Genomic DNA, 25,781 nt, shown 5'->3' on the forward strand with positions numbered 1-25,781 from the left:
AAAGGACAAAGCCGACCACTAAAAATGTGGTTGGCTTTGTCCTTTTACACCGTGTTGGCCTTACACCTTTTCCTCAGAAAGCGCTTTATATATGCTGTAACACATAGCCAGCATAATCAGCATGAACGGAAAAGCCGCGGCGATGGAGGCTGTCTGCAGGGTCTTTATAGCCGCAGTGCCACCGACCAGAATCAGCATGATCGTGACAGAACCCTGGGCAATGCCCCAGAACCCGCGCAGTTTTTTACTGGGGTTCATGTCCCCGCCTGAGGTCAGCATGCTCAGTACAAAGGTAGCCGAATTGGCGGAGCCGGCAAAGGAGGCTATAATCAGGAGCATTGCCAAGGGGGCGGTAATCATATAAAACGGCAATTGTTGAAGTGTTACATACAGGGCTGTTGTATAATCGTTTTTAACAGCTGCCTGAATGGCACCACCTGATAATACATCCAACTGGAAAGCTGCCCCGCCGTATATTGCCAGCCATACAAAGCTAAAACCGACAGGGAGAAAGGTTGCGGTCAAAATGAATTCGCGAATAGTACGACCTCTGGAGATCCGGGCAATATACTGGCCGACAAAGGCCGCCCAGGCAATATACCAGGCCCGGTAGAAGATCGGCCACGCGGTAGTCCACTCAATGTTGGCCATCCACAGCGTCTGGCCGACAAAGTTCTGCATATACATACCCAGTGTATGGGTAAACAGATTCAATTGGAAAACCGCACCGCCGAACAGGAAGATAAATACCATGGAAGCAATCGACAGCCAGATCTTGATGTCGGCAACCATCTGCATAGCCTTATGCAAGCCGGAGACAGTGGCTAACGTGAAAATTACCGTCATGATTGCGATGACGACAGCAGTCATCGCCGGTGTTGCCGGAATTCCCCAAACATACTGCAAACCGGCGGCAATCTGGCTGGAACCCAGGCCTAAGCTGGTAGCCACGCCAAATATGGTGGCAAATACTGCCAGAATATCAATGGATTTGCCGATAGGCCCGTGAATGCGTTCACCTAAGAGCGGGTAAAAAGCCGAACTGATTAAGCATGGCAGGCCTTTCCGGAACTGGAAATAGGCCAGCGCCAAACCGCAAATGGTATAAATAAACCAGACATGGAGACCAAAATCATTAAATACTAACTGCATGGCCAGAAGCATGGCCTCCGGGGTTCCTCCCTGGCCGACAGGCGGGGACATATAGTGCACCATGGGTTCTGCAATCGACCAAAAGATCAGGCTGATACCCATGCCGCCGCCAAAAAGCATAGTAAACCACTGAAAATCGGTAAATTCCGGTTTCTCGTCATCCTGCCCCAGCTTGATTTTGCCAAAACGGCTGAAAGCAACACCAAGGCAGGTCAATATAAAGATTCCTACTGACAATAGATATAACCAGCCAAAATTGGTAGTTAAAAAGCTTAATACGGCATTAGCCGCTTTCCCCATTTGCTCGGTCATGAATATGCTAAATGCTATAAACAGTAAGGCTATAGCGGCTGAAACGTACAAAACAATATTGCTTTTTGATCCTTGTTCGTTTTCCACAAATTATCCCTTCCCTTCCTAAAACGTGCACTATACCTCAAACACCTTTTTGCCTTGTTTCACCACCACAGCTCTTTTTTCGATGCAATCCACATAAAGTGACATTTGCGTATTATAAGCACTATCAATTCCTCCTTTACCGATATGGAAATAATAAGTAGCAAGAACTATGCCAATAAAAAAAACCGCTAATGCGGTTTTCGTAAAAAATGGTGAATTCTACTGTATATTTATACCCATCTCTTTAATTTTCCGATAAAGCGTTGAACGGCTCATACCTAAATATTTCGCAATATTTTCTTTGGCATGATTACTTGTACCATATCTTTTTAATGCCTCTACTATTGCCTTTTTTTCTAAATCTGCGATAGATTGCACACTTTCCTGCGGCTGGGACGGTTGTAAGGCTGTAATATGCTTAATAATTCGATCCGGAAGATAGTTTGCATTAATCAACGAATCTGGGCAAACATTAGCAGAGTACTCAATGGCATTTTCCAACTCCCGCACATTACCCGGCCAGGAGTATTCAAACATTCTTGCCAGAGCATCCTTGGTATAGCCTTTAATTCTTTTTCCCAGAATCAAATTGTATTTTTGAATAAAACAATGAATAAGCAGCTCCAAATCCTCCATTCTTTCTCGCAAAGGAGGAATGCGGAAAGGTATAACACTCAAACGATAATATAGATCACTGCGGAATTGATTAGTTTGTATCATTTCTTCCAGGTTCCTGTTGGTAGCGGCAATGATCCGGGCATCGATAACTAGCGGCTTAGTCCCGCCTACCCGTTCAATAGTATATTCTTGCAATACCCGCAAGAGTTTGACTTGTAAGTGCAAGGGCATATCACCGATCTCATCAAGGAATATGGTTCCACCATTGGCTAATTCAAATTTGCCTGGTTTGCCGCTGCGCCGTGCCCCGGTAAAGGCCCCTTCCTCATAGCCAAACAACTCGCTTTCCAGTAAGTTCTCAGGAATAGCCCCGCAATTTACAGCAATAAAAGGCCCTTTCTTGCGTAAACTTTCATGATGAATCGCACGGGCAAAAAGCTCCTTGCCGGTGCCGCTTTCACCGGTGATCAGAACCGTTGAATCGGTTGCCGCCACTCTGCACATTTTCTTTTTAATACTGGAAATTTCCTCACTTTGGCCAAGAATGCCGTCAAAGGTATACTTGCGTTCCGCATGGATAAAACGTCCGGCCAGCTTACGCATTTCCCCGATGGAGCGAAAGGAAAAAACAAAGCCGTTAATAGCTTCTCCATACTTTACTTCCGTAATGGTACTCATGAAATGCAAGGTTTGCTGGCCATATTTATAAAATATATCTTGTTCAATATAGGGCTTAGTCATTTTTAGGAGCCTGCCCATAGATATTCCTGCAAAAACCTCTTCAATCATATAGCCATTGAGCAGATTAGCCGGTACCATAAGAAGATCGGTGGCAGAGCGATTGACATGCGTTATTTTTCCATGATAATCGACCGCCACAATTCCTTCCCGGATAGAATTAATCAAGGTATCGAATTGTTCAACCGTTTTCTTTGATTGCTTATATAATGCCCGTTCATTGAGTTTTCCAGAAATTAGCTCTACTAAATGCTGTAAAAATGTTTCAAGCTTGGCAGAGTCCTTTAACAAATTCTCTTTTTGCGTGTCATCGAAGGCGTATAAGGAGATTGAACCGGCAAATTTAGTGCCAAGTTTAATCGGGTATAACAAGCCTGCCAATACCTTGCAGTTCTTCCGAAGACTACAATTCTGGCATAGCCTGCATTTCAGGGGGTCATATAATAAAAAACTCTTCTGCGTGCGGCGTAATTGATAATTAATGGTGCCTGAACCATAGACGGTTCCAATTTGATCTTTATACTTTCCTGTCCCTGCTAAGACCTCCAGGTACTCTCCTACAACAGCAACCTCATAATCAAGTACGGCCGCAAAGGCATCGGCTACCCGTTGGATATAATCCTGAATCGATTTAAGATCAATTATGTCTGAGCCATACTTCTTCAACATATTACCTCCTTTATTCCGGAGATCCATATTAATAGACGCAGCCCGCTTCCAATCTTCAACATCTCATAAGATTTTTCCTGCCCGGTATAAGCCATTTCGCGGTAAAATTTCAAATACATGTAAATAGCGATGTCCTCCCGGCATAGTCGTTGTTGCCGGTGACCGGAGGAGTCCTGCAGCTAATCAGCAGCAGTTGGGGCCAATGTTGGGTAAAAATGGCTTAGGCAGGTTTGTTGCCCAGGCTTGAGGACGATAAATTCCGAGGACCAGGGGCCTGTCAGCAGCAGGTGTATTAATCGCAGCGAACCCGGCATAATGTCATAGCGCATAGCGAATTTTTCACAGGAGTCTTTAATCTTGGGCAGTATATCTTCCAGATTATAAGCACCGGTATCGATGATCATAAACCGGGTATAATGATTCAGCATTTTTTTGACTAACCGCAGGGCCTTTTGCTCGCCGTAACGCTCGACCCATTCTGTATAAGACCACATTATATTGCCCTCAGGGTCTAGCCAGCCTTTGGTTAAAAAGTAGGTACTCGTTTCGCCGGGAATGCTTCGGCGGGTTTCTGTGGACCCAAGCAGCATGGTAATGCAGTCGTCAATCCGGGGGATGATAAGCGTAGCTTTGGCGGATTTTATTCCTACCAGGCCGTTGCCGCAGCAGCCGAACAACATAAGAATGATATCGGCCGCCAGTGCGTCGATACACTCTTGAACTTTCCCGCGCAGCATTTCCGGAGAGTTGTGCAGGCCTGATTCCAAATATACTACCGGATATTCTATTCCCGACTCCCGCATGACAAGTTCCAACTCGTCTTTCATGGTTTGGCAAGCCAAAATTACCGTTTGCATCATAGTTACCTCCTAATGAGTTTTTATACAGCTACAGCCTGTTCTCAACCGGCGGAAGCGAGCATCCCTGTTTCAAATTTTTTGCATAATGCACATTATAATAATGCAAATATCGTGCCAAATGTTGTAACGGGAAAACTGCATAAAAAGGCTAACTAATCACTGAGCCGCTTAAAACTCCCGACTTCTGCCTGCAGCCTCAGGAGAAAGGTGAAAAGAGTTAAAAGCGGCTCAGTGAAAGTCGTGTTTTCTTTATAGGCTTGGCTTATATGTGGCCGACTTAATTCCCAGCTTGCGCAGCCGGTAATGCAGGTCTTGTCTGGATATGCCCAGTTGCTTGGCACTGTCACTCACATTGCCATTGTTAAACTTTAGAATCCCTTTGATCAAATCGGTTTCGCACTGGCGCAAGTACTCTGTTAGCTGTATTGCCGCCGTTCTTTCAACTTCTGTGGAATTATTTACATTGCTTGCAAAATTTCCAAACATTCGTTTAAGCAAAAAGGAAGGCAAATCTTCAACCATTAATTCTGAAGCCGCATTTTCAACAATGCTCATAGCACTTTCGATGGCGTGCTCCAGTTCGCGGATATTGCCCGGCCAGTTGTATTGGGAAAATAACTCTAACAACTCCGGGCTCAGTGTCTTAATATGTAAATTCAACTGCTTATTAAAGCGGGAAATGAACTCAAGGGCTAGAACCGGTATATCTTCCGGACGTTCCCGCAGGGGAGTAATATGCAGAATTACCGGTGTTAAACGGTAAAGCAGATCTTCACGGAACGAGCCTTTGCTTGCCATTTCATAGAGACTTTGGTTAGTTGCGCTGATTATCCGGCAGTTGATCTTACGTTCTTTTTTATCGCCGAGGCGCCGCACCCTCTTATCCTGTAATAATCTGAGCAGCTTGGCCTGCAGCGGCAGGCTTAATGAATTGATTTCATCCAGAAACAATGTACCGTTCTCAGCCTGTTCAAACAGGCCCGGCGTATCAATAGCACCGGTGAAGGCTCCCTTTACAGTTCCCAGAAGCAGGCTTTCCATCAGGGTTTCAGGTATAGCCGCGCAGTTGACGGCAACAAAGGGACGTGCGCTATAGCTGCTTGCATTATGGATGCCCTGGGCGAAAAGTTCTTTGCCTGTACCGGTTTCCCCATAAATCATCACCGTTGATGGAGTTGGCGCTATTTTTCTGGCTTGTTTGACCGACTGCCTGATGCTTTGACTGACACCAATGATGTCGTCAAGCGTAAAACTAGTACCGTTTAACCGGTTTTTAGATTTGCTGCGGTCAAAGCTATTCACAACACTTATTAATAATTCGTTTATGGACGGGAGATCCCGGTTAATCGAGTAAATTGCCGTAATTTCCCCATTTTCCAAAAAGGGATAGGAGTTGTAAACAATATCAACTTTTTTTCCGGTATATAACTGATATGTCATACATTGCCCCAATAATGGAGCTTTGCTTTGTAGCACGGCCCGGCGCTGGAGGTTTGACATCGGCGGTAATGAATATACCTCCGTATCTTTTCTGCCTAACATACTCTGGCGCTCAGTAGCCTCAATCCTCTCAAAAGCACGGTTATAAATCAGGATCGTACCATCTTTGTCTGCGGCATAAACTCCTTCCGATATCGCGTCAATAATTTCATGCAATAAGCGGTTTTCCCTACGCAGCTCTTCCAGACTTTTTTTCGCATTATCGGTCATATCGTGCCTCCCTTTTGCTCTGCAGGATATATATGGGATATATACCACATTACATGCAGTTTAAAATTTTTTCAATGAAAAAAAATTTTTCACTTAGTGTCTAACTGTTGATATATCCCTTTCGCCATACTTTTTTGGCAAAATAAATGACAAAAATTTTTTCACTAGATAAAAAATTCAGAATTAACCAGAAAACACAGTTCTGCGAAAATATTATGACTTTTCTCAAGGGTCTCATATTTTCAAAAAAACATTTCGCTATAATCACCATTTTGGCATGGTAATTGCATTATTAACAGGTGTATGGCTAGTCTAGAGTTTTTCGGTGGATTTTTTTGCCGGATATTATCTAGACACAGCAGTTCGGGGTTTAGCTAGCCATCACATTAAGTCAACCGATTATTTAAGTATACTACAAATTATTTAGGAGCGTGAGGCAATTGTTCAAGTTTACCGCAGAACAACAGGTGTATGACATCAATGGGGTGAAGATTGGAGGGCAACCGGGCGAATTTCCCACCGTGCTTATTGGCAGTATTTTTTACCGGGGTCACAAAATTGTTCAGGACTCAGCCAAAGGTATCTTTGATGAAGCCGCAGCCAAAGCGTTACTTGACCAGGAAGCCGAACTAAGTGCCGAGACCGGCAATCCCCGGATAATCGATGTGCTGGGAGATACTCCCGAGGCCCTGGCCCGCCATGTGGAGTTCATTCTCAAACATACCGCGTCCCCGTTGCTGCTTGACAGCGTAAGTCCGGAAATCCGGACAGGGGCATTAAAGTTGTTAGGTAAAGACCCGGCCATTATTAACCGCCTTATTTACAATTCCATCGAAGAAAACTACACCGAGGGCGAGCTTAGCGTTGTTAAGGAATTCGGGATAAAGACTGCCGTAATCCTGGCTTTTAGCAAAAAGCATCTTAAGCCTAGCAGCCGGCTAAAGCTGCTGCAGGGGGACGACAAACACGAGGGCTTGATTGCCGCCGCTAAACGTGCCGGTATTGAACAGTTTCTGGTTGATCCCGGTGTGCTTGATGTCGCCAGCAACAGCTGGACCACCAAGGCCATCTATGATGTAAAAGAACAGATGGGATATCCTGGCGGCTGCGCTCCCTCAAATGCGTTATACCTGTGGAAAAAAATGCGGTCCAAAGGGTCGCCTTATTTTGAAGCGGCAGGCACTGCAGTATTTACCTATCCGATAACCCAGGGGGCCGATTTCCTGCTTTATGGCCCAATTATGAATGCTCCGTGGGTATATCGCGGCATTGCCACAACTGATGCAATGATGGGTTATGCGACCAAGGTTGCCGGCACAAAGCTAGGCACTGCAGAGCATCCGTTATTAAAATTATTCTAACCCAATAGGGGAAACCGGCAGGTTTTATAAAAAATGTAAAGAGGTGCTTACCATGTTACCAAAATTTAATGTATTGACACCTGAGCAGGTAAATCAGGTACATGAGCAGAGTATGAGAATCTTAAGTGAGGTTGGGGTAGTGTTTGAATACCAGCCCGCGCTTGATGTTTTGCAGGCTAAAGGGCAACGGGTAGAAGGACAGCGGGTATATTTCCGCCGGCAATTTGTCGAAGAGCAGGTGGCAAAAGCTCCGGCCGAGTTTACCCTGCATGCGCGCAACCCCGAAAATAACCTGGTGGTTGGCGGCGACAATATTATTTATATGCCCGGCTACGGCGCGCCGTTTATCCACGAGGCTGACGGCACAAAGCGCAGCTCTTTTCTGGATGATTTTGACAATTTCGTAAAGCTGGCCCATATGAGTCCGGCTATGCACATGACTGGCGGCAATGCCGCCGAGCCTACCGAAATTCCTGATGAAATCAGACATTTGAAGATGGTGTACAGTTCCATAATTCATTCTGATAAATGCTTTATGGGAAGTGCTTCCGGTTATGACAAGGCCAGTGACAGTATCGAGATGGCAGCCCTGTTATTTGGCGGCAGAGAGGTAATCAAAGAAAAGCCGGCGTTAATATGCCTTGTGAATTCAGTTACCCCGTTAAAATATGATGACCGCATGCTGGGGGCTTTGTTTGCCTATGCCGAAGCAGGCCAGGCAGTGGTAATTGCTTCGTTGGTTATGGCCGGATCAACAGGCCCGGCGACTATGGCGGGTTCACTGGCCCTACAGAATGCCGAAGTATTGGCAGGCATCACCTTGGCCCAGAGCATTAACCCGGGTACGCCTGTCGTTTACGGCTCGACTTCAGCTATCACCGATATGCAGACAGGTTCACTTTCTATCGGTAACCCTGAAGGAGCGCTGTTTACTTCAGCCAGCGCCCAGATGGCAAGATGCTATAGGGTTCCTAGCCGGGGCGGCGGCGGTTTGAGCGATGCTAAAATTGTTGATGCCCAGGCCGGTTACGAGTCAATGATGACACTGATGGCTGCCAGTACGACAGGGATTAACTTCGTTCTGCACACAGCCGGGATATTGCAGTATTTTATGGCCATGTCTTATGAAAAATTCATCATCGACAGCGAAATTGCCGGTATGGTTCTCAGGTATTTGAAAGGCATTGAGTTTACCGAGGATAAGTTTGCCTTTGATGTTATTGCCAAAGTCGGCCCGGGAGGACATTTCCTTACCCAGAAACATACCAAACAAAACCACGCTAAAGAGCTTAGACGCACCCAGCTCAGCGACCGGCTGTCTTATGACGGCTGGGCGAAAGAAGGGCTTGACACCAACAAGCGGGCGGAGCGCAAATGGAAAACCATGCTGGACGAATACCAGGCACCGGCGCTTGACAGCCAGATTAGCCAGGCGCTTAATGACTTCATGAAGAAAAAGACAGCCGAGTATTTGCAAAGCTGATGTAAGTTTAATTTACAAAAATAGAAACTTTAATTTGTGCCGTGAGCACAGCGAAAGGAATGGGATATTATTATGAGTGAAATTTTTGAAAATTTAAGGCAGGCTATTCTTGATGGTGATGAAGAGATGGTAGCTGAAAATGTACAGAAAGTTATTGATGACAAGCTTGATCCGGTGGCAGCCATTCAAAACGGCCTGATCAAGGGAATTGAAGAACTTGGCATAAGGTGGAAAGCCGGGGAAGCCTTTTTGCCTGATGTCATGATGGGAGCAGATGCCCTTAAAGCCGGGCTTGATATGCTGGAACCTGTTGTTGCCGAATCAGGTGCCACCGGCGGCGAAGCCAAAGGGAAAATTGTTCTTGGTCAAGTCGCCGGCGATATTCACGATATCGGCAAAAACATCGTTGGCGCCATGATGACGGCTGCCGGGTATAAAGTGTATGATATCGGTATTGACCAGCCGGCAGAAAGTTTCCTGGCCAAAGCTGAAGAAGTAGGCGCCGACATGATCGCCGCCGGGGCTCTCCTAACCACTACTATGGCCGCGCAAAAGGCGATTGTTGATTATCTCCGGTCCCAGAATGTCCGTGAAAAATATACTGTCATGATTGGCGGCGGCCCGACCAGCCAGGCATTTGCTGATGAGATTGGTGCCGATGCCTGGGCGGAGACTGCCGACGAAGCTGTAACTTTGTGTGATAAGCTTATTGCCGGCTAATACCATAAAAATGACCTGTCAATACAAATAATTGGCAGGTCATTTTTTTACTGGCATAATTCTTGCAATTAAATGGTATGTGTCAATATTATAAAGGAGTGATTGAAAATGTTCATAGTTGGAGAATTGATCAATGCGAGCCGTAAACCTATTAAAGCCGCAATTGAAGCCCAAGACGCGGCAGCGATTAAAAAAGTAGCTGTAGATCAGTTTGAAGCAGGCGCCAATTATATTGATGTTAATGCCGGAATTTTTGTGCATAAAGAAGCCGAGTATTTAAAATGGCTTGTGGAAATTGTACAAGAGGCTGCAGACGCTCCCTGCTGTATCGACAGCCCGGATCCAAAAGCTATTGAAATAGCGCTGGCCGCCCATAAAGGAGTTGCCATGATAAACTCCATCTCTTTGGAGAAAGAGCGCTATGACGGCATTTTGCCATTGATTGCCGGCACCAAGCACAAGATAGTGGCTTTGTGTATGAGTGACGAAGGGATGCCTGAATCGTCAGATGCCAGGCTTGCTGTAGCAGATAAGCTTATCAATAGTTTAGTAAAAAACAATATCCCTCTTGACAATATTTATGTTGACCCGCTGGTACAGCCGGTGTCCACGAAAGATGAGTTTGGCATTGAATTTTTAGAAGCCGTTGCAAGGATTATGACAACTTATAAAGGGGTTCACACCATGTGCGGCTTGTCGAATATTTCTTATGGTTTGCCCCTGAGGAAGCTCTTGAACCAGTCGTTTGCCGTAATGGCGATTGACCGGGGCTTAGACGGCTTAATCATAAATCCTTTAGACAAGCAGATGATGGCCAATATAATCGCCGCTGAGACCATTGCCGGACGTGATAGTTATTGTGCCAATTATTTAACCGCCTACCGGGCAGGTAAATTAGAAGGCTAAAAGTATGATAGTAGCTACCTGCAAAAAGCAGGTAGCTACTATCATATCCCGGAGAAGTAAGTCGCTGGCACTGAAAATAGAGATATTGGGGGAACGGGGATGGCCTGCTGCGGGAAACATGGAAGAGACGCTAAAGGCGTACCCTTTTGTGATTACTTGCGGGACGGAGTTAGAGGCTTGGCCCATGTATTTAATTTACTGGGCAATGTGTAGGCGTTAATCGGGGTCAGGCGAGCATGTATTTTAGTGATATCCAAAAATGAGACAGTTATCTTTTCTTTGAAAAAGCAAGCAAACTGGGTGCTTTTTCAGTCAAATCGCGAGGGCAAATGCGCAGCAAAAACCAGCAGCTTTCCTAATTCGTCCTAAAATAAGACAGGCTGAATATAGCAATGGTAGCAGGCTGAAAGGAAGGTTCCAGTCTTTGCACTGGAAAAATTTGTCCGAAAACAAGACGAAAAATTCATAATTTTAAGACAAAATACCGTTATACCTGCCCTAAATGGTCTTGGCACAGTAATTGCATTAAATATGTTTAATAGTAATTCCTGGTAAAACTCCTCCGGCAGCGGGCGTTAAAATTTATTGAAAGCGAGGGAGTGCCTGTTATGAACTACCTGATCGTCACTAACAATCCCGCAGTAACGGCAAGCAAAGCTAATATGGTATTTGTGGAAGGCTCCGCAGCGGAGACTTTGATTACGGTACGGGATTTAGTCCACGAAGGCTATGAACTAATCAGCCACCCGCTGGCTGCCAGCTTACGGATGTTGTTTTCGCCGTTTCGTTCTGTAATCTTAGGGAAGAAGCTGGCAAAGGTGGATGATGTCTCTGCCGTAATTATTGAGGACAGCATTAGTAAACACCAGCGGCATATGGAATTTCGCAAACCTGACTCTGCGCATGATGAAGATTACAAAATGATGGATCTGATACTCTTGAAAGCGGCATTAGATGAGTCGCCCAACCTTTGGTGACTTTGGAAAAACAATAAGGGGTGAATGTTTTGAAGTTGGAAATTGGCCGGATTCATATTAAGGACATTCAGTTAGGCAGTGAGACTTCTGTAAAAGACGGAGTGTTATGCGTCGATAAAGAGGGATTGATCGCCTTTCTGAAGCAAGACGAAAGAATTAAAGATATCAAGCTTGATGTAGCCAAGCCAGGTGAAAAAGTAAGAATCATCCCGGTAAAAGACGTAATTGAGCCTAGGGTAAAGGTGCAAGGCGGTATTAACGGCTTTCCGGGGATTACGGCCAAGCAGGCGCAGTGCGGCGACGGCAGAACCCATGTTTTATATGGTGCCGCAATTGTAACCGTGGGTGATATTGTTGGTTTTCAGGAAGGTGTTATTGATATGTGGGGCGAGGGAGCCAGGTGGACGCCCTTTTCCAAAACCTATAATTTAACAGTGGATATCCGGGTGGCAGAAGGCCTGCAGCCTCATATTCATGAAGAAACTGTCAGGGTTGCCGGACTTCGGGCTGCTGAGTTTGTGGGCCTGGCCGGGAAAGACATAACCCCGGACGAGGTACTTACCTTTGAACTGGGCAGTATTTTTGCAGAAACCGCCCAATATCCTAAATTGCCCAGGGTGGTTTACGCGCAAATGAATATTACCCAGGGACTCTTACATGACACCTATATTTATGGTGTCAACCAGGCCAATATCCTGCCGACCCTGCTTCATCCCAACGAGGAATTGGATGGCGCGGTGGTCAGCGGCAACTGTGTTGCCGCCTGCGATAAGATTACGACATACCAGCACCAAAATAATTCCGTGATCTATGACCTGTACGCCCAGCATGGCAAGGAAATTAATTTCTTAGGGGTCATTATGGTACCTGAACACACGACCCTGGCCGGGAAGGTGCGTGCCTCCGATTATACGGTAAAACTGGCAACCATGCTGGGTGCCGATGCCGTGATTGTATCAGAAGAAGGCTATGGCAATCCTGACTCCGACCTCTTAATGATTTGTAAAAAGTGTGAGAAATCCGGTATTAAAACCGTTTTAATCACTGATGAATGTGCAGGCAGAGACGGTATGTCACAACCTTTGGCTGACACGGCAGCAGAGGCAGTGGCGGTAATTTCCGGAGGAAATGTCAGTCATGTGGTTACATTGCCGCCGGCAGATAAAGTTATCGGCAATAAGGCAGCCATTTCCGTATTAGCCGGTGGGTGGGAAGGCTCCTTACTGGAAGACGGCAGTTTGATGTGTGAGTTAAATGCCGTTATTGGCGCCACTTCAGAAATCGGCTTCCACAATGTAACCTGCAGACTATATTAACACTAACGAGAAAGGAGGGTATCTTATGTCAGATAAGTTCAAAGTGCTCTACTATGTAAACCAATTCTTTGGCCAGGTAGGCGGTGAGGATCAGGCAGGCATGCCACCGGAATTTAGAGCAGGCAAAATCGGTCCGGCCATGGGTTTTGAAGGCTTGCTCAAGGGTGAAGGAACAATTGCCGGCACCATTATCTGCGGTGATAACTATTTCAACGAGAACAAAAATGAAGCTATGGCAACTATTTTGCAGATGGTCAAAGATACTGCCCCCGATGTATTTGTTGCCGGTCCGGCCTTTAATGCCGGACGGTATGGAGTGGCCTGCGCAGAGATTTCCAAAGCAGTTGCCGAGCAGCTGACCATTCCGGTAGTCACCGGCATGTATGTGGAAAACCCCGGAGTGGATACCTGCAAAGCCGTCGCCTATGTGGTAAGTACCAGCGATAACGCCGGCGGCATGCGTAAAGCATTGCCCTTAATGGCGTCTCTCGCCTATAAGCTGGCAAAGGGGATTGAAATTGGTTCACCGGAAGCAGAAGGTTACATTGCCCGGGGTATGAGAAAAACTCTCTTTGTGGAAAAAAGAGGTTCTGAGCGGGCGGTGGAAATGCTCTTAGCGCGGCTGAAAGGTGAGCCGTTTGAAACCGAAATGCCGATGCCAGTTTTTGATGTAGTGGCTCCTGCCGCAGCCATTAAAGAGTTAAGCAAGGCTACCATTGCCTTGTGCACCACCGGTGGTATTGTTCCGGCGGGAAATCCGGACAAAATCCAATCAGCCAGTGCCCAAAAATGGGGCAAGTATGATGTCAGTGCAAGTAATGCCCTGGAAGCTCCCTGCTATTATACAACCCATGGCGGCTACGACCCCGTATATGCCAACGAGTTCCCTGACCGCGTCGCTCCTTTGGATATTTTAAAAGAATTTGAGGCAGAGGGGTATATTGGCAAGGTTTTCGACTGGTTTTATACCACCACCGGCACCGGCACTGCTGTAAGCAAATCAGTGGAATTTGGCACAGAAATCGGTGCAGAATTACAAGCTGCCGGAGTGGATGGTGTAATCCTGACATCCACCTGAGGCACTTGTACACGTTGCGGTGCAACGATGGTAAAAGAAATCGAAAGATATGGCATTCCGATTGTTCATATGGCTACCATTACGACCATTAGCGAGTCAGTCGGCGCCAACCGGATTGTTCCGACGGTTGCAATTCCTTATCCGGTGGGCAATCCGAAGTTTGATAAGGGCGAGGAACATGCTCTGAGAAAAACACTTGTTAAAAAGGCGCTGGATGCCTTGGCTGCGGACATTACCGAACCGACTCAGTTTGAGTAAGCAAATACTTATATTTAAAAGTTAGATTAGAATGGAATTCGAAAGGGGATAAAAGAATGGCAAACTTTGAAGAATTGTCAAAATACGTAATCGGCGGCAATGTTGCCAAAGTTAAACAGGTAACCCAGGCGCTGATAGATGAGGGTGTTTCGCCGCTGGATATCATCAATCAGGGGTTAATCGCAGGTATGAGTGTGGTAGGCTCCCGGTTTAAAAACGGGGAAATGTATGTGCCGGAAGTGCTGGTTGCCGCAAGATCCATGACTGCGGGGATTGATTTGGTAAAACCTTTGATTGCCGATCAAAACATGCCTTCGGCAGGCAAGGTCTTGCTGGGTACGGTAAAAGGCGACCTTCATGATATCGGTAAAAACCTGGTGGGCATGATGCTGGAAAGCAGGGGTTATACCGTTGTTAATGCCGGCATGGATATTTCACCGGAAAAATTTGTGGAAGAGATTAGAAAGCACAATCCTGACGTTTTGGGAATGTGCGCCCTCTTAACCACAACCATGCTGCATATGAAAGACACAATCGAACTTTTGAAAGAAGAGGGCCTCAGAGATCAAATTCAGGTAATTGTAGGAGGGGCGCCGCTGTCCCAGGATTTCGCGGATGAAGCGGGTGCGGACGGATATGCGCCGGATGCGGCTTCTGCAGTAGATCTTTGCAACCGGCTCTTAGCATAAACTAAGTAGGTTTGAAGGGAGAGATAGAGAAGTGAAGACAAGAAGTCATTATACGCGGGCAAATTATGCGGTCAATCAGACCACCGTTTGGGAAATGCTGAGTGAAGATCAATGTGAAGAACTTTTCATGACGGCGCTTGAGGTTTTAGAGCGTACCGGGGCAGAAATCAAAAATGAAGAAGCCCGTGGAATTTTTGAAAAAGCGGGTTGCTGGGTTGATGGCAGCCGGGTCAAAATTCCCTCCGCGCTGGCAGAGTGGGCGGTAAGAACTGCGCCTTCCCGGGTCACCATATGTGACCGCAACGGGAAAAGAGCCTTGAAACTAGAGACGACAAACGCTTATTACGGACCAGGGCAAGGGAACACTTATGTGCTTGACCCCCTGACTGCTGAGCGGAGAAAACCGGTTAAGGCCGATGTTGCTAAAACCGGCATTGTTTGTGACGGATTAAAGAATGTGGATTTCGTTATGAATAACGGTCTGCCTTCAGACGTCAAAGAAAATACAGCAGAGGTTCATGCTTTTGAAGCCCTGGTCACCAATACGACCAAACCAATTATTCAAGCAATCCAAAGCGTAGAGCAAGCCCAGGCAATACTGGATATCGCTGCTGCCGTGGCCGGCAATGCCAAGGAATTTCAAAAGAATCCGTTTGCAGTTTTCCTGATTGAAACAGAAGGGGCTCTGGTACACTCTGAGGCAACGCTTGCCAAGGTTTTGTTTGCAGCCAGAAACGGCGTTCCCTATATTTATGCAACCAAGCTTGTTGCCGGTGAAACAGCACCGGTTACTCCGGCCGGAGCCATTGTCGTAGCCTTAGCCGATGCGCTTGTCGGAATACTGCTGGGCCAATTGGTTCGCCAGGGAGCTCCGGTGATTGCCGGCGGTTTCTTTACCATCAAGCATCAAGAAACCGGCATACTGCCCTTTGGCGCGCCGGAAATCAGCCTGATGGGAACAGGCATGGCAAATGCTCTGCGTTATCTTAGAATTCCCAGCTTTGGTTTTGCCGGTGCCACCGACGCCAAAGCAAGTGATGCGCAAATGGGCATGGAAGCGGCATTTTCCATTCTGCATGCCGGTTTGAGCGGAACAAGCCTGATTCACGGCTGCGGTCAGTTGGAATATGGCCTGACAGGTTCTTTGGAGCTGCTGGTCATGGGCGACGAAGTCATGGGAATGACGCGCAGAATGATGAAGGGCGTCGAGGTCAACGAAGAACGACTGGCACGCGGCGTAATTGATTTCGTACAGCCGGGAGGACATTATCTGGGTGAAGAGCATACGTTAAAATATTTCCGTTCGGAATTTTGGTGGCCTACGGTTCTGAACCGAACCAGGATTGCCGACTGGGAAGCCAATGGGGCAAAGAGCTTAGGACAGCGGGTTAAAGAAAAGACGCAAAATATAATCAATACCCACCAGTCGGCACAACTTCCTGCAGAAGTCCTGGGCAAAATCCAGACAATCTTAGACAAAGCGGATAGAAGATAAGAATTTGATGAGTGTTGAAAGGAGAGTTTGAAGTTGACAATTAGAGCTAATTTTAAAGCGCATGCAAGTGCCAAGATGAATATATTGTCAGAAGACCAGTGCTACGAATTGGTTATGGCCGCAACAGAAGCCATGTGGCGCACCGGGACAGATTTTCATGACAAAGAGTCACTGGAAATATTGAAAAAAGCAGGCTGCTGGGTTGAAGGCAAAAGGGTCCGGATACCGGCGCATATTACCGAGCGGTGCCTCAGAACCTGTCAGAAACACGTAGTACTCTGCAATAGCCGGACGGGAGCACGCGAACTGTTCATCGAAGGCAATAATGCCTACTTTGGTTCAGGCCCCTGCACCCCGTTTACCCGCAACCCCTTCACCAACGAAAGACACCGTGCAACCAGACAGTCAGTAGGCTGGGCGACCAAGGTTCTTGATGCCCTGCCCAATATTGATTATGCTATGTCGCTGGGGATTGTCCAGGACGTGCCGCTGCTAGTCTCTGACCGCCATGAGTTTGAGCAGCAGATTTTGCATACCGATAAGCCGATTATTACTGTTTGTAATGACAAATGGGGCCAGGAAGACGTCATTAAAATGGCTGAGATTATTGCCGGCGGCGAGGAGGAATTAAGAAAGAACCCCTTTATCTGCTTATATGCTGAACCCATCTCGCCGGGTGTGCATTGCAAGGAAGCCGCGCAAAAGCTGGTCATGGGGGCCAAGAAGGCTTTACCGACCATCTATACTCCCTGCATTATGGCTGGCGGCACGGCACCTGCGACTATGGCAGGGGTTATGGTTCAGGGATTGTGCGAGAGCCTGAGCGGTATGGTTTTGAGTCAGTGTACCCGTGAAGGAGCCCCGTTCATAATGGGTGGAGTATATACGGTGCTGGATATGGGTACAACCATCTTTTCCTATGGGGCACCGGAACTGCATCTGCTCTTAGCCGGGTTAGCTGATGTGGCTCATTATCTGAATATTCCGATGTTCGGTACGGCAGGCTGCACAGACTCGTGCATTATTGATGAACAGGCCGGAATCGAGGCGGCTCTGTCCATCGCTATGACCAATATGTCAGGAGCTAACCTCAATCATGATACCGGTTACTCGGAATACGGGACGACTTCAAATCTTGACCTTGTTGTAATCGCCGATGAAGTGCTGGGTATGGCTAGAAGATTAACCGCCGGTATACGGGTAGATCAGGAAACGTTGGCGCTGGAGGTTATTGAGAAGGTTGGTCCGGGCGGCAGTTTTGCCGATGAAGACCATACTGCCGAACATATAGAGGAGAACTATATGCCGCGTCTGGTCAACCGTGCTGCCCGCAGCATTTGGGAAAGTGCCGGCGGAAAACCCCTGACCCAGGTAGCCAATGAGAAAGTCCGTGATATTATTAATTACCATGAGCCTATTCCTCTGCCGAAGGATATGGCCGCCAAGATCAGAGATATTGTAGAAAACGCTGTCGGACATATGCCGGGTGAAGACGATTAGCAAACCTGTTTTACTGAAACTTTAATCCCGGGGTTCAGGCAGAGCTGCTAGTAGTCTGCCAAGTCTAAAGCCGTAGGATGAATTGCGCGAGATTTTTCGTCCAGCAAGGCGGAGGAGCCGCACATATCGGACATATGTAAGGTGACGATAAAGTAAACACGGTTTGTGCCGAGCGATAGCGACAGCAGAAACCGATGTTGCCCTTATGTCCGTGGGCCAACGAAGCTGGGCGGGAAATCTCACGATAAGAACACTGCGGATTTGGGCTTGGCGGACTACCACTCTGCCTGAATTAACACTGCCGCTGGAAGCGGGAGTTCTGACACAAGCAATTAGAGAAAAGAGGAACCGATATGTCACTGGTATTGGGAATCGATACTGGGGGAACGTATACCGATGGCGTGGTTGTGGAGCGTAAGAGCAAACAGATATTAACAAAAGCCAAAGCCTTGACGACCCGTGAAGATCTGTCTATTGGCATTCGCAATTGTATTGCCAATTTGGACTTTGAGGATTTTAAGAACATCAGTGCGGTTTCGCTGTCAACCACGCTGGCAACCAATGCCATTGTCGAGGGCCGCGGTTGCGAAGTGGGTCTGTTGATGATTGGCTGCAATCCAATTGATTCTCTTCCGGTAAAACATTACTATGTTTTACCGGGAGGCCACAACCTCAAAGGGCGTCCCAATGCAGAACTGGATCTGGCGAAAACCCGCCAGGCTATTTGCGAACTGAAAGGCAAAGTCGATGCTGTGGCTATTTCAGGCTATCTTAGCGTAAGGAATCCGGAGCATGAAATTGCTGTAATGAGGCTGGTAACCGAAATTTTGGATTTGCCGGTGGTCTGCGCCCACCAGCTAACGACTTCTTTAGGTTTCCATGAAAGAACCGTTACGGCAGCTCTCAACGCTCGTTTAATTCCGATCATTACCGAACTGATTGAATCGGTAAAAAAGGTGCTTGACGAAAGAGGGATAGACGCGCCCATCATGGTGGTTAAGGGAGACGGGTGTATGATGGGGGAAGCGCTGGCTCGTGAAAAGCCTATTGAGACCATTCTTTCGGGACCGGCTTCCAGCATCATCGGCGGAACTTTTCTTACCCAGTGTGACAACGCCCTGGTGCTCGACATGGGAGGCACTACGACCGATATTGCAATTTTGCAAAACGGCGTGCCTAAAATTAACCAGGAAGGGGCAACCGTAGGCGGCTGGCTTACCCGTGTGCAGGCCGCGCAAATATATACCTATGGTCTGGGCGGCGACAGCTATATCCAGGTTAGCAGAGACGGTGCAATTCAGGTAGGGCCTCAAAGGGTATGGCCGTTATGTGTGATTGGCTATCAATATCCTTATTTGATTGATGAACTGAAACTAAATTTTGACAAGACCTACGATCTTATGTTTGCGCAGGCAACAGATTGTTTCATGTTCCTTAAGCGCTTTACCGCCGAAGTCTTGAGCGATCAGGAAAAAGAAGTGGTGAAAATCCTCCAGGCCGGCCCGCACAGCTTGCATTATTTAACCCAAAGGATGGATATTGACCCTAACCTGCTGAATTTACAGCATCTTGTTGACTTAGGCATACTGGCCAGGGTATCGTTGACGCCTACTGATATTCTGCATGCCAGCGGCATCTATGATCAATGGAATCGGGAAGCCGCTAAACTTGGGGTGGAGATCTTAGCAACCCGGACGAAAGAGAGCTCTGAGGAGTTTATCAGGCGGGCATCGGAACAAATAGTCAATGATCTGTGCATTACCTGTCTGCAGAGTCTTATCGGCTGTGAAGGGCAAAGCATGAGAATAAAAAGCACCCCCCATATCATGTATTTTATGCAAAAAGCCTTATCACCTGAGCGAGATCAAAGCTTTGACTGTTCCTTTACCATCAATATGCCGGTTATTGGTATCGGAGCTCCGGTCCGGGCTTGGCTGCCAGCGATGGCTGAAAAAATGAATACCGGTTTGATTATTCCGGAGCATGCGGAAGTAGCCAATGCCGTGGGAGCTGCAACCGGTAAGATCATGGAAACTGTCAAAGTATTGATTAAGCCCGGAGAAAAGGACGGGACCTATTTGCTGCATGCCTCCTGGGAGTGCAAGCTGTTTGAAAATTTGGCAGCCGCCGTGCTTTATGCTATGGCCAAAGCCAAAGAGCAGGCTGCACTGGCTGCAAGTAAAGCCGGGGCAAAAGAATTTGAGTTGGTTGTAAACCATCAGGATAAATATGCACAATCCGGAATGACAGAAAAAGATCTCTACATTGAATCACTTATCGAAATAACTGCCGTAGAACGTCCCGAATGGGAAAGGGAAGAGATAAAAGAGAAATTTTTTGTGGATTGCATCTAAATCTAAAAGGGAGTCAAAGAAGTCACTAGACTTTCCGGGGAGGCGTATTAACTTTGCAAGACTCTGCTTTTTGGGGTTCTGTTATTGTTTTCCTGCTCACCTATGTCCTGATTATCTGGGATAAACTGCCGAGAATGGTGGTTGCCATGGGTGGCGGCATCGTCATGCTGCTCCTGGGTTTTTTAACCCAGGAAACGGCGCTTAAAGATGACATTGACTTTAACACCATCGGACTATTAACCGGAATGATGATTTTGGTGACCATTATTCGCCGGACAGGCGTATTCGAGGCACTGGCCATTTGGTCTGCCAGCATCACGCGCGGCGAGCCGCTGCGGCTATTGGCGCTGCTTTCCTTCATCACCGCCATAGTATCAGCCTTTCTGGACAATGTTACCACCGTACTCCTGATTGTGCCGGTAACACTGACCCTGACCAAGATGCTGCAGGTTAATCCGGTGCCGTTCTTAATTTCCGAAATAATTGCTTCCAATATTGGCGGCACAGCCACCTTAATCGGCGATCCGCCCAATATCATGATTGGTAGTGCGGCAGGACTTGATTTTAATTCGTTTATCATTAACCTGGCTCCCATCAGTATTATCGTTTTGGCAGTAACCATTGCCTTGTTATTGCTCATCTACCGCAAAGATTTGCATATTGATGAAAAAAACCGGGAAGCCATCTTGCAGCTTGATTGTAAAGAAGAAATTAAGGACTGGCAGCTATTAAGAAAATCACTGGCTGTGCTGGCGCTCACCATTGTTGCTTTCGTTTTGCACGGATACCTCCAGTTGGAATCGGCGACCATTGCCCTGTCAGGCGCTGTCCTGCTCATGCTGGTCAGCCGGGCAGCACCTGAAGAGGTCTTAACAGAAGTGGAATGGCCGACTATCTTTTTCTTCGTCGGACTGTTTGTTCTGGTAGGCGGTTTAAAAGCTACCGGTGTAATTGGTGAATTAGCCCAGTGGAGCCTTAGTGTAACCAAAGGAGATTTGCTGCAAACCTCGGTGCTGGTACTGTGGGTATCGGCCATTGCCTCGGCTTTTATTGACAACATTCCCTTTGTTGCCACTATGATTCCCATGCTGCAGGAAATGGGGCAGTTATCAGGCATGAATCTGGAACCGCTGTGGTGGTCGCTGGCACTGGGAGCCTGTCTTGGCGGCAATGGTACGCTGATTGGCGCTTCCGCCAATGTCATTGTCGCCGGTATTGCCGAGAAGAACGGCATTAGACTTTACTTTATACAGTATTTAAAGATTGCTTTTCCTTTAATGATAATTTCCATAATTTTCTGTCATATTTATGTGGTATTGCGGTATTTTTGATTATATAGGAGGCAAATATGAATAAAGAAAAGAGTTTCTTTAGTAACACTGATCTGCCTATCTTTTCAATTTCACTAATCCTTATGGTTCTGTTTGTTGGCTTAACAATGCTTCAGCCGAAAGCGGCGGGGGAAGTTTTCAGTGCAGTACAAAATTTCATTACCGTCAATTTCGGTTGGACTTACCTATGGGGAGTAACCTTTATTCTGGTCTTCTCTTTGGGCTTAGCGTTTAGCAAATTCGGCAATATTACCCTGGGCAAGGATGGAGATAAGCCGGAGTACAGCACCTGGAGCTGGTTTGCCATGCTTTTTTCCAGCGGTATGGGTATTGGCCTGGTGTTTTGGGGAGTCGCTGAACCGATGTCATTTTATGCTAAGCCTCCCTACGGGGAACCTTCTAGTATCCAATCTGCTCAAATTGCTATGCGCTATACCTTTTTCCATTGGGGTTTGCACCCCTGGAGTGTTTTTGCCCTTGTAGGCATGGCGATGGCTTATTTCCAGTTTCGCAAAGGATTGCCCGCATTAGTCAGCTCCACTCTTTATCCGTTAATTGGGGAACAGGGTGCTAAGGGGTGGCTTGGCAAGTTTGTCGACATCTTAGCTCTGTTTGTAACCATCTTTGGGGTTGCTACCTCTTTGGGATTAGGGGCTATGCAAATTGCTGCCGGTTTAAATTATGCCTATGGTATTTCTGCAAGTATGATGGTTACTATTATTATTATCATCGTGATGACTGCTTTATATATAGCAGCTGCAGTAAGCGGAATTGAACGCGGCATTAAGTTCTTCAGCGATCTGAATATGGTACTGGTCGTGTTAATTTTAGCTACCCTGGTAGTCGCCGGACCAACCCTGTATATTTTAAACGGGCTTACCGAAACCAGCGGGGCTTACCTGCAGAATATTGTTCAAATGAGTTTTTGGGCAGATACCTTCAATACAAATCCTGGCTGGATAGGCGGCTGGACCATTTTTTACTGGGCATGGTGGGTATCCTGGGGCCCGTTTGTCGGTTCATTTATTGCCCGTATTTCAAAGGGCAGGACGATAAAAGAGTTTGTCTTAGGCGTGCTTGTCGCTCCTACTGTTATGAGCTTTCTGTGGCTGTCAGTCATGGGGTATAGTGCGCTGTATGTTGATGTTGTCCAGCATGGTGAGATTGCGGCCACAGTGGCAAAAGACGTGTCTGCAGCCATTTTTGCCATGTTCCAGCATTATCCCCTTGCGAGTATATTAACCTTCATGACGGTATTAGTCATAGCAACTTTCTTTATCACCTCGGCTAATGCGGCAACCTTTGTTATGGCGATGCTCACTTCAGGCGGGGATTTAAACCCTCGTGCCGGGCTGAAGATTGTTTGGGGCTTGAGTTCAAGTGTCGCGGCAATCGCCCTGCTGATAGCCGGAGGTCTAGGAGCGCTTCAGACTGCCGCCATTGCCGCCGCTTTTCCGTTTGTGTTCGTCATGCTTGCAATGGCCGCATCACTTGTAAAGGCTTTTACCCGGGAAGTTGATAAAGACAGGGTTGAACCTCAGGTTAATAATTATAATACAAATACAACCATAACATAAATAATATCCTATGCAGGATATTGAGGCAGATACTGGTTATGCTGGTCACGTATTGCAGCATATAAAGCTTTTTCCGAAGAACAGGTATAAGATAACACGGCTTGCGTTGCGTCCTAAGATGCAACGCAAGCCGTGTTTATTTTAGGATATTTGAACAACGCAGATTTATTGACCTTGCTGTGAAAAATGAAATAATAAGCTATTCTGTGAAAAAACGTGATATCTTTTCTTTTTTATATCGATTCTGTATAAAATGGCGAAATTTGATGTATTTTAATATTGTCAAAAAATTGTTTAAATAGTATTATAGTAATGTCGATTGTCGACAAACGACTTATCGACAATCGACATTACATGGAAGCAGAGAGGTACTGGTGTGCCTACCGGTCTTCAAAACCGTGTTGCGGCCGAGCAGCCGTGGGTGGGTTCGATTCCCATATGCTTCCGCCACTAAAAAAAACGTTATAGCAACAAACAGAAAAGCGGAGAAGCAAATAAGTATATTTAACGGTAGCGGCACCAGTCGCAGCCGTTTAAATAAAATTACACGAGGAGGAATCAGGTAATGTTGCTGAAAGACAGAAAAGTCATTATTGTCGGCGACAGGGACGGTATTCCCGGACCAGCGATTGCGTTATGTGCGCAAACCGCAGGCGCGGATGTAGTATTCTCATCAACAGAATGCTTTGTCTGAACTGCTGCGGGCGCTATGGACCTGGAAAACCAAAAGCGGGTTAAAGAATTTACGGAGGAATACGGTGCAGAAAACATCGTAATCCTGCTCGGCGCAGCCGAGGGCGAGTCTGCCGGACTTGCTGCAGAAACCGTAACTGCTGGCGACCCTACTTTTGCAGGTCCTTTGGCGGGAGTCCAGTTGGGACTGAGAGTATACCACATATGTGAGCCGGAAGTGAAGGCCGAGGTAGACCCTGGAGTATATGAAGAACAAATCAGTATGATGGAAATGGTGCTGGACATTGACAGCATTGTGGACGAAATGAAATCCATTCGCGATCAGTACTGCAAATTCTAGGGTTGAGAAAGGGGAAAGATATTTATGTCAAATGGCCAAGGCTCACAAAAAAACGTTGTTTTGTACGTTTCTGCCGCTATTGCTCTGTTATTTGTTGTTTTTAGTATAGTTATGCCTGTCCAGATGGGTAAAGCAACCGGTGCCGTGATGTCGTTTTTAACCGGTAATTTCGGTTGGCTGTATCTCCTGTCGGTGTTTGTGTTTATGATTACCCTGTATGGTATTGCCTTTAGCAGTTATGGCAGTATCAAGCTTGGCAAGGATGATGATAAACCTGAATTTACCAATTTCCAGTGGTTTACCATGCTCTTTGGCAGCGGGATGGGGATTGGCATGGTTTTCTGGTCGGTTGCCGAACCCATGGTGCATTATATGTCGCCGCCGGTTGGAGAGGGCGGAACTCCGGCAGCCATGTACTTAGCCATGCGGATTGCATTTAATGATTTTGGTATCCATGTCTGGATTATTTATGCGATTTGCGGTTTGGCGCTTGCTTACTTCCAGTTCCGGAAAGGGTTGCCATGCCTGATCAGTTCGGTTTTCTATCCGATCCTTGGTGATCGCATTCACGGACCTATCGGTAAGACTATTGATATAATTACGGTATTTGCTACCATATTTGGCATATCTACCAGCTTAGGCTTAGGTGCTAATCAGATTGCCAGCGGGATGCAATACATCTGGGGCATTCCGTCATCGCCGTTGATGATTGCCATCGTTATCGCGGTAATGACTGTGATTTTTACCCTTGCTACTGCCTCTGGATTACATAAGGCTATGCAATTGGTTGCCGATATTAAGATTTGGCTTTCGATTGCTTTCATGGCGTTTATCTTCCTGTTCGGCGGTACTGTTTTCCAATTGGATCTGTTTACCCATACACTTGGTGAATATCTGCAGAGCTTCATCGGGCAGACACTGTGGATGGGCAATAAGGAATGGGTTGAAGCCTGGCCGGTATTCTATCGGGCTTGGTATATTGCGTGGGCGGCGTTTGTCGGACAATTCATCGCCCGTGTTTCTCAGGGTCGTACTATTCGTGAATTTGTTTTTGCTGTAACCTTGCTTCCGGCCGGTTTTTGTCTCATCTGGCTGGGAATATACGGCGGCGCGGCATTCCATCTTGATGGAATGACAGGTGGTGCCATTCAGGCAGCGGTTAAAGCAGACTTAACAACCTCGTTGTTTGTTACTCTCAAACAGTTACCGTTTTATGCGCTTACTGCTCCGTTATCCATTGTGTTGATTGTAGCCTCCTTTGCCGGTGCGGCCAACTCTGCAGCTTATGTGCTGGGGATGCTGACAAGCGGCGGGGAAATGAACCCCAGCTCAAAATTATGTTCCTTCTGGGGGATTACCCTGGGTGCTGTTACCATCATGCTGGTTCTGGTCGGTGGTATTGCAGCCATTAAATCATTGCAGACAGCTTCTATCGCGGGAGCTTTCCCGTTCATGCTGATTATGCTGGGTATGTGCTACTGTATCTACAAAGCTCTTTCAGAAGAGAAGGTTTAGAATTGAAACCATTAGCGGAAAAGAGCCGGCTTATTTGCGCCG

The 25,781-nt window shown here is 46.9% G+C and carries 19 protein-coding genes and 1 tRNA gene; 16 read left to right on the forward strand and 4 right to left on the reverse strand.

Annotation, left to right across the window (positions count from 1 at the left end; genetic code table 11):
* Positions 1 to 60 precede the first annotated feature (60 nt).
* The 4 genes from SPSPH_RS04400 to SPSPH_RS04415 all read right to left on the reverse strand — a co-directional run bounded on the left by SPSPH_RS04400 (position 61) and on the right by SPSPH_RS04415 (position 6,146).
* Complete coding sequence (locus tag SPSPH_RS04400) at positions 61 to 1,551, reverse strand: glycine betaine uptake BCCT transporter (protein ID WP_075753584.1); 1,491 nt, start codon at positions 1,549 to 1,551, stop codon at positions 61 to 63.
* 219 nt (positions 1,552 to 1,770) lie between these two features.
* Positions 1,771 to 3,576 (reverse strand): sigma-54 interaction domain-containing protein, encoded by a 1,806-nt coding sequence (locus tag SPSPH_RS04405; RefSeq protein ID WP_075753586.1) that lies wholly within the window; start codon positions 3,574 to 3,576, stop codon positions 1,771 to 1,773.
* A 179-nt stretch (positions 3,577 to 3,755) separates the two neighbouring features.
* Complete coding sequence (locus tag SPSPH_RS04410; protein WP_198930886.1) at positions 3,756 to 4,436, reverse strand: DUF1638 domain-containing protein; 681 nt, start codon at positions 4,434 to 4,436, stop codon at positions 3,756 to 3,758.
* Between the two features lie 249 nt (positions 4,437 to 4,685).
* Positions 4,686 to 6,146 (reverse strand): sigma-54 interaction domain-containing protein, encoded by a 1,461-nt coding sequence (locus SPSPH_RS04415; RefSeq protein ID WP_075753590.1) that lies wholly within the window; start codon positions 6,144 to 6,146, stop codon positions 4,686 to 4,688.
* Positions 6,147 to 6,586: 440 nt separating this feature from the next.
* Between SPSPH_RS04415 and mtgA the strand changes: the two genes are divergently transcribed.
* The 16 genes from mtgA (at position 6,587) to SPSPH_RS04495 (ending at position 25,739) form a co-directional block, all read left to right on the forward strand.
* Positions 6,587 to 7,507, forward strand: a complete 921-nt coding sequence (mtgA, locus tag SPSPH_RS04420) for a [methyl-Co(III) glycine betaine-specific corrinoid protein]--tetrahydrofolate methyltransferase MtgA (RefSeq protein WP_075753592.1) — start codon at positions 6,587 to 6,589, stop codon at positions 7,505 to 7,507.
* Positions 7,508 to 7,550: 43 nt separating this feature from the next.
* On the forward strand, positions 7,551 to 8,990 hold the full coding sequence (gene mtgB / locus SPSPH_RS04425) for a glycine betaine--corrinoid protein methyltransferase (RefSeq protein WP_109298138.1): 1,440 nt from the start codon (positions 7,551 to 7,553) through the stop codon (positions 8,988 to 8,990).
* A 72-nt stretch (positions 8,991 to 9,062) separates the two neighbouring features.
* On the forward strand, positions 9,063 to 9,710 hold the full coding sequence (mtgC, locus tag SPSPH_RS04430; RefSeq protein WP_075753596.1) for a glycine betaine-specific corrinoid protein MtgC: 648 nt from the start codon (positions 9,063 to 9,065) through the stop codon (positions 9,708 to 9,710).
* A gap of 108 nt (positions 9,711 to 9,818) precedes the next feature.
* Entirely contained in the window at positions 9,819 to 10,616 is a 798-nt protein-coding gene (locus SPSPH_RS04435; protein ID WP_075753598.1) for a methyltetrahydrofolate cobalamin methyltransferase, read from the forward strand.
* A gap of 608 nt (positions 10,617 to 11,224) precedes the next feature.
* A complete protein-coding gene (locus tag SPSPH_RS04440; RefSeq protein WP_075753602.1) occupies positions 11,225 to 11,593 on the forward strand; it encodes a GrdX family protein in 369 nt (122 codons plus the stop codon).
* Between the two features lie 20 nt (positions 11,594 to 11,613).
* Positions 11,614 to 12,909: a glycine/sarcosine/betaine reductase component B subunit gene (locus tag SPSPH_RS04445; protein ID WP_244915962.1), complete on the forward strand. Its 1,296-nt coding sequence runs from the start codon at positions 11,614 to 11,616 to the stop codon at positions 12,907 to 12,909.
* Between the two features lie 25 nt (positions 12,910 to 12,934).
* Positions 12,935 to 14,245, forward strand: coding sequence for a glycine/betaine/sarcosine/D-proline family reductase selenoprotein B (locus SPSPH_RS04450; protein WP_083945395.1), 1,311 nt, complete (start codon positions 12,935 to 12,937; stop codon positions 14,243 to 14,245).
* A 56-nt stretch (positions 14,246 to 14,301) separates the two neighbouring features.
* Positions 14,302 to 14,934 (forward strand): cobalamin B12-binding domain-containing protein, encoded by a 633-nt coding sequence (locus SPSPH_RS04455; RefSeq protein ID WP_075753610.1) that lies wholly within the window; start codon positions 14,302 to 14,304, stop codon positions 14,932 to 14,934.
* A gap of 31 nt (positions 14,935 to 14,965) precedes the next feature.
* Positions 14,966 to 16,429, forward strand: coding sequence for a trimethylamine methyltransferase family protein (locus tag SPSPH_RS04460; RefSeq protein ID WP_075753612.1), 1,464 nt, complete (start codon positions 14,966 to 14,968; stop codon positions 16,427 to 16,429).
* A 33-nt stretch (positions 16,430 to 16,462) separates the two neighbouring features.
* On the forward strand, positions 16,463 to 17,929 hold the full coding sequence (locus tag SPSPH_RS04465; RefSeq protein ID WP_083945396.1) for a trimethylamine methyltransferase family protein: 1,467 nt from the start codon (positions 16,463 to 16,465) through the stop codon (positions 17,927 to 17,929).
* 353 nt (positions 17,930 to 18,282) lie between these two features.
* Positions 18,283 to 20,283, forward strand: a complete 2,001-nt coding sequence (locus SPSPH_RS04470; RefSeq protein ID WP_075753614.1) for a hydantoinase/oxoprolinase family protein — start codon at positions 18,283 to 18,285, stop codon at positions 20,281 to 20,283.
* A 53-nt stretch (positions 20,284 to 20,336) separates the two neighbouring features.
* Entirely contained in the window at positions 20,337 to 21,614 is a 1,278-nt protein-coding gene (locus SPSPH_RS04475) for an SLC13 family permease (RefSeq protein WP_075753616.1), read from the forward strand.
* 17 nt (positions 21,615 to 21,631) lie between these two features.
* Positions 21,632 to 23,191, forward strand: coding sequence for a glycine betaine uptake BCCT transporter (locus SPSPH_RS04480; protein WP_075753618.1), 1,560 nt, complete (start codon positions 21,632 to 21,634; stop codon positions 23,189 to 23,191).
* 356 nt (positions 23,192 to 23,547) lie between these two features.
* Positions 23,548 to 23,641, forward strand: a tRNA-Sec gene (locus tag SPSPH_RS04485).
* 115 nt (positions 23,642 to 23,756) lie between these two features.
* A complete protein-coding gene (gene grdA, locus SPSPH_RS04490; RefSeq protein WP_083945397.1) occupies positions 23,757 to 24,224 on the forward strand; it encodes a glycine/sarcosine/betaine reductase complex selenoprotein A in 468 nt (155 codons plus the stop codon).
* Between the two features lie 24 nt (positions 24,225 to 24,248).
* Positions 24,249 to 25,739 carry a glycine betaine uptake BCCT transporter gene (locus SPSPH_RS04495; RefSeq protein WP_075753624.1) on the forward strand — a complete coding sequence of 497 codons (1,491 nt, stop codon included), beginning with the start codon at positions 24,249 to 24,251 and terminating at the stop codon, positions 25,737 to 25,739.
* Positions 25,740 to 25,781 lie beyond the last annotated feature (42 nt).

Origin of the sequence: Sporomusa sphaeroides DSM 2875 (assembly GCF_001941975.2) — a bacterium.
Taxonomy (GTDB): domain Bacteria; phylum Bacillota; class Negativicutes; order Sporomusales; family Sporomusaceae; genus Sporomusa; species Sporomusa sphaeroides.

Excerpts from the sequence above, each read along its gene's own strand:
- SPSPH_RS04405 (WP_075753586.1), bottom strand. The coding sequence starts at position 3,576 with ATGTTGAAGAAGTATGGCTCAGACATAATTGATCTTAAATCGATTCAG.
- SPSPH_RS04410 (WP_198930886.1), bottom strand. The coding sequence starts at position 4,436 with ATGATGCAAACGGTAATTTTGGCTTGCCAAACCATGAAAGACGAGTTG.
- SPSPH_RS04415 (WP_075753590.1), bottom strand. The coding sequence starts at position 6,146 with ATGACCGATAATGCGAAAAAAAGTCTGGAAGAGCTGCGTAGGGAAAAC.
- mtgC (WP_075753596.1), top strand. The coding sequence starts at position 9,063 with ATGAGTGAAATTTTTGAAAATTTAAGGCAGGCTATTCTTGATGGTGAT.
- SPSPH_RS04435 (WP_075753598.1), top strand. The coding sequence starts at position 9,819 with ATGTTCATAGTTGGAGAATTGATCAATGCGAGCCGTAAACCTATTAAA.
- SPSPH_RS04440 (WP_075753602.1), top strand. The coding sequence starts at position 11,225 with ATGAACTACCTGATCGTCACTAACAATCCCGCAGTAACGGCAAGCAAA.
- SPSPH_RS04455 (WP_075753610.1), top strand. The coding sequence starts at position 14,302 with ATGGCAAACTTTGAAGAATTGTCAAAATACGTAATCGGCGGCAATGTT.
- SPSPH_RS04470 (WP_075753614.1), top strand. The coding sequence starts at position 18,283 with ATGTCACTGGTATTGGGAATCGATACTGGGGGAACGTATACCGATGGC.
- SPSPH_RS04480 (WP_075753618.1), top strand. The coding sequence starts at position 21,632 with ATGAATAAAGAAAAGAGTTTCTTTAGTAACACTGATCTGCCTATCTTT.
- SPSPH_RS04495 (WP_075753624.1), top strand. The coding sequence starts at position 24,249 with ATGTCAAATGGCCAAGGCTCACAAAAAAACGTTGTTTTGTACGTTTCT.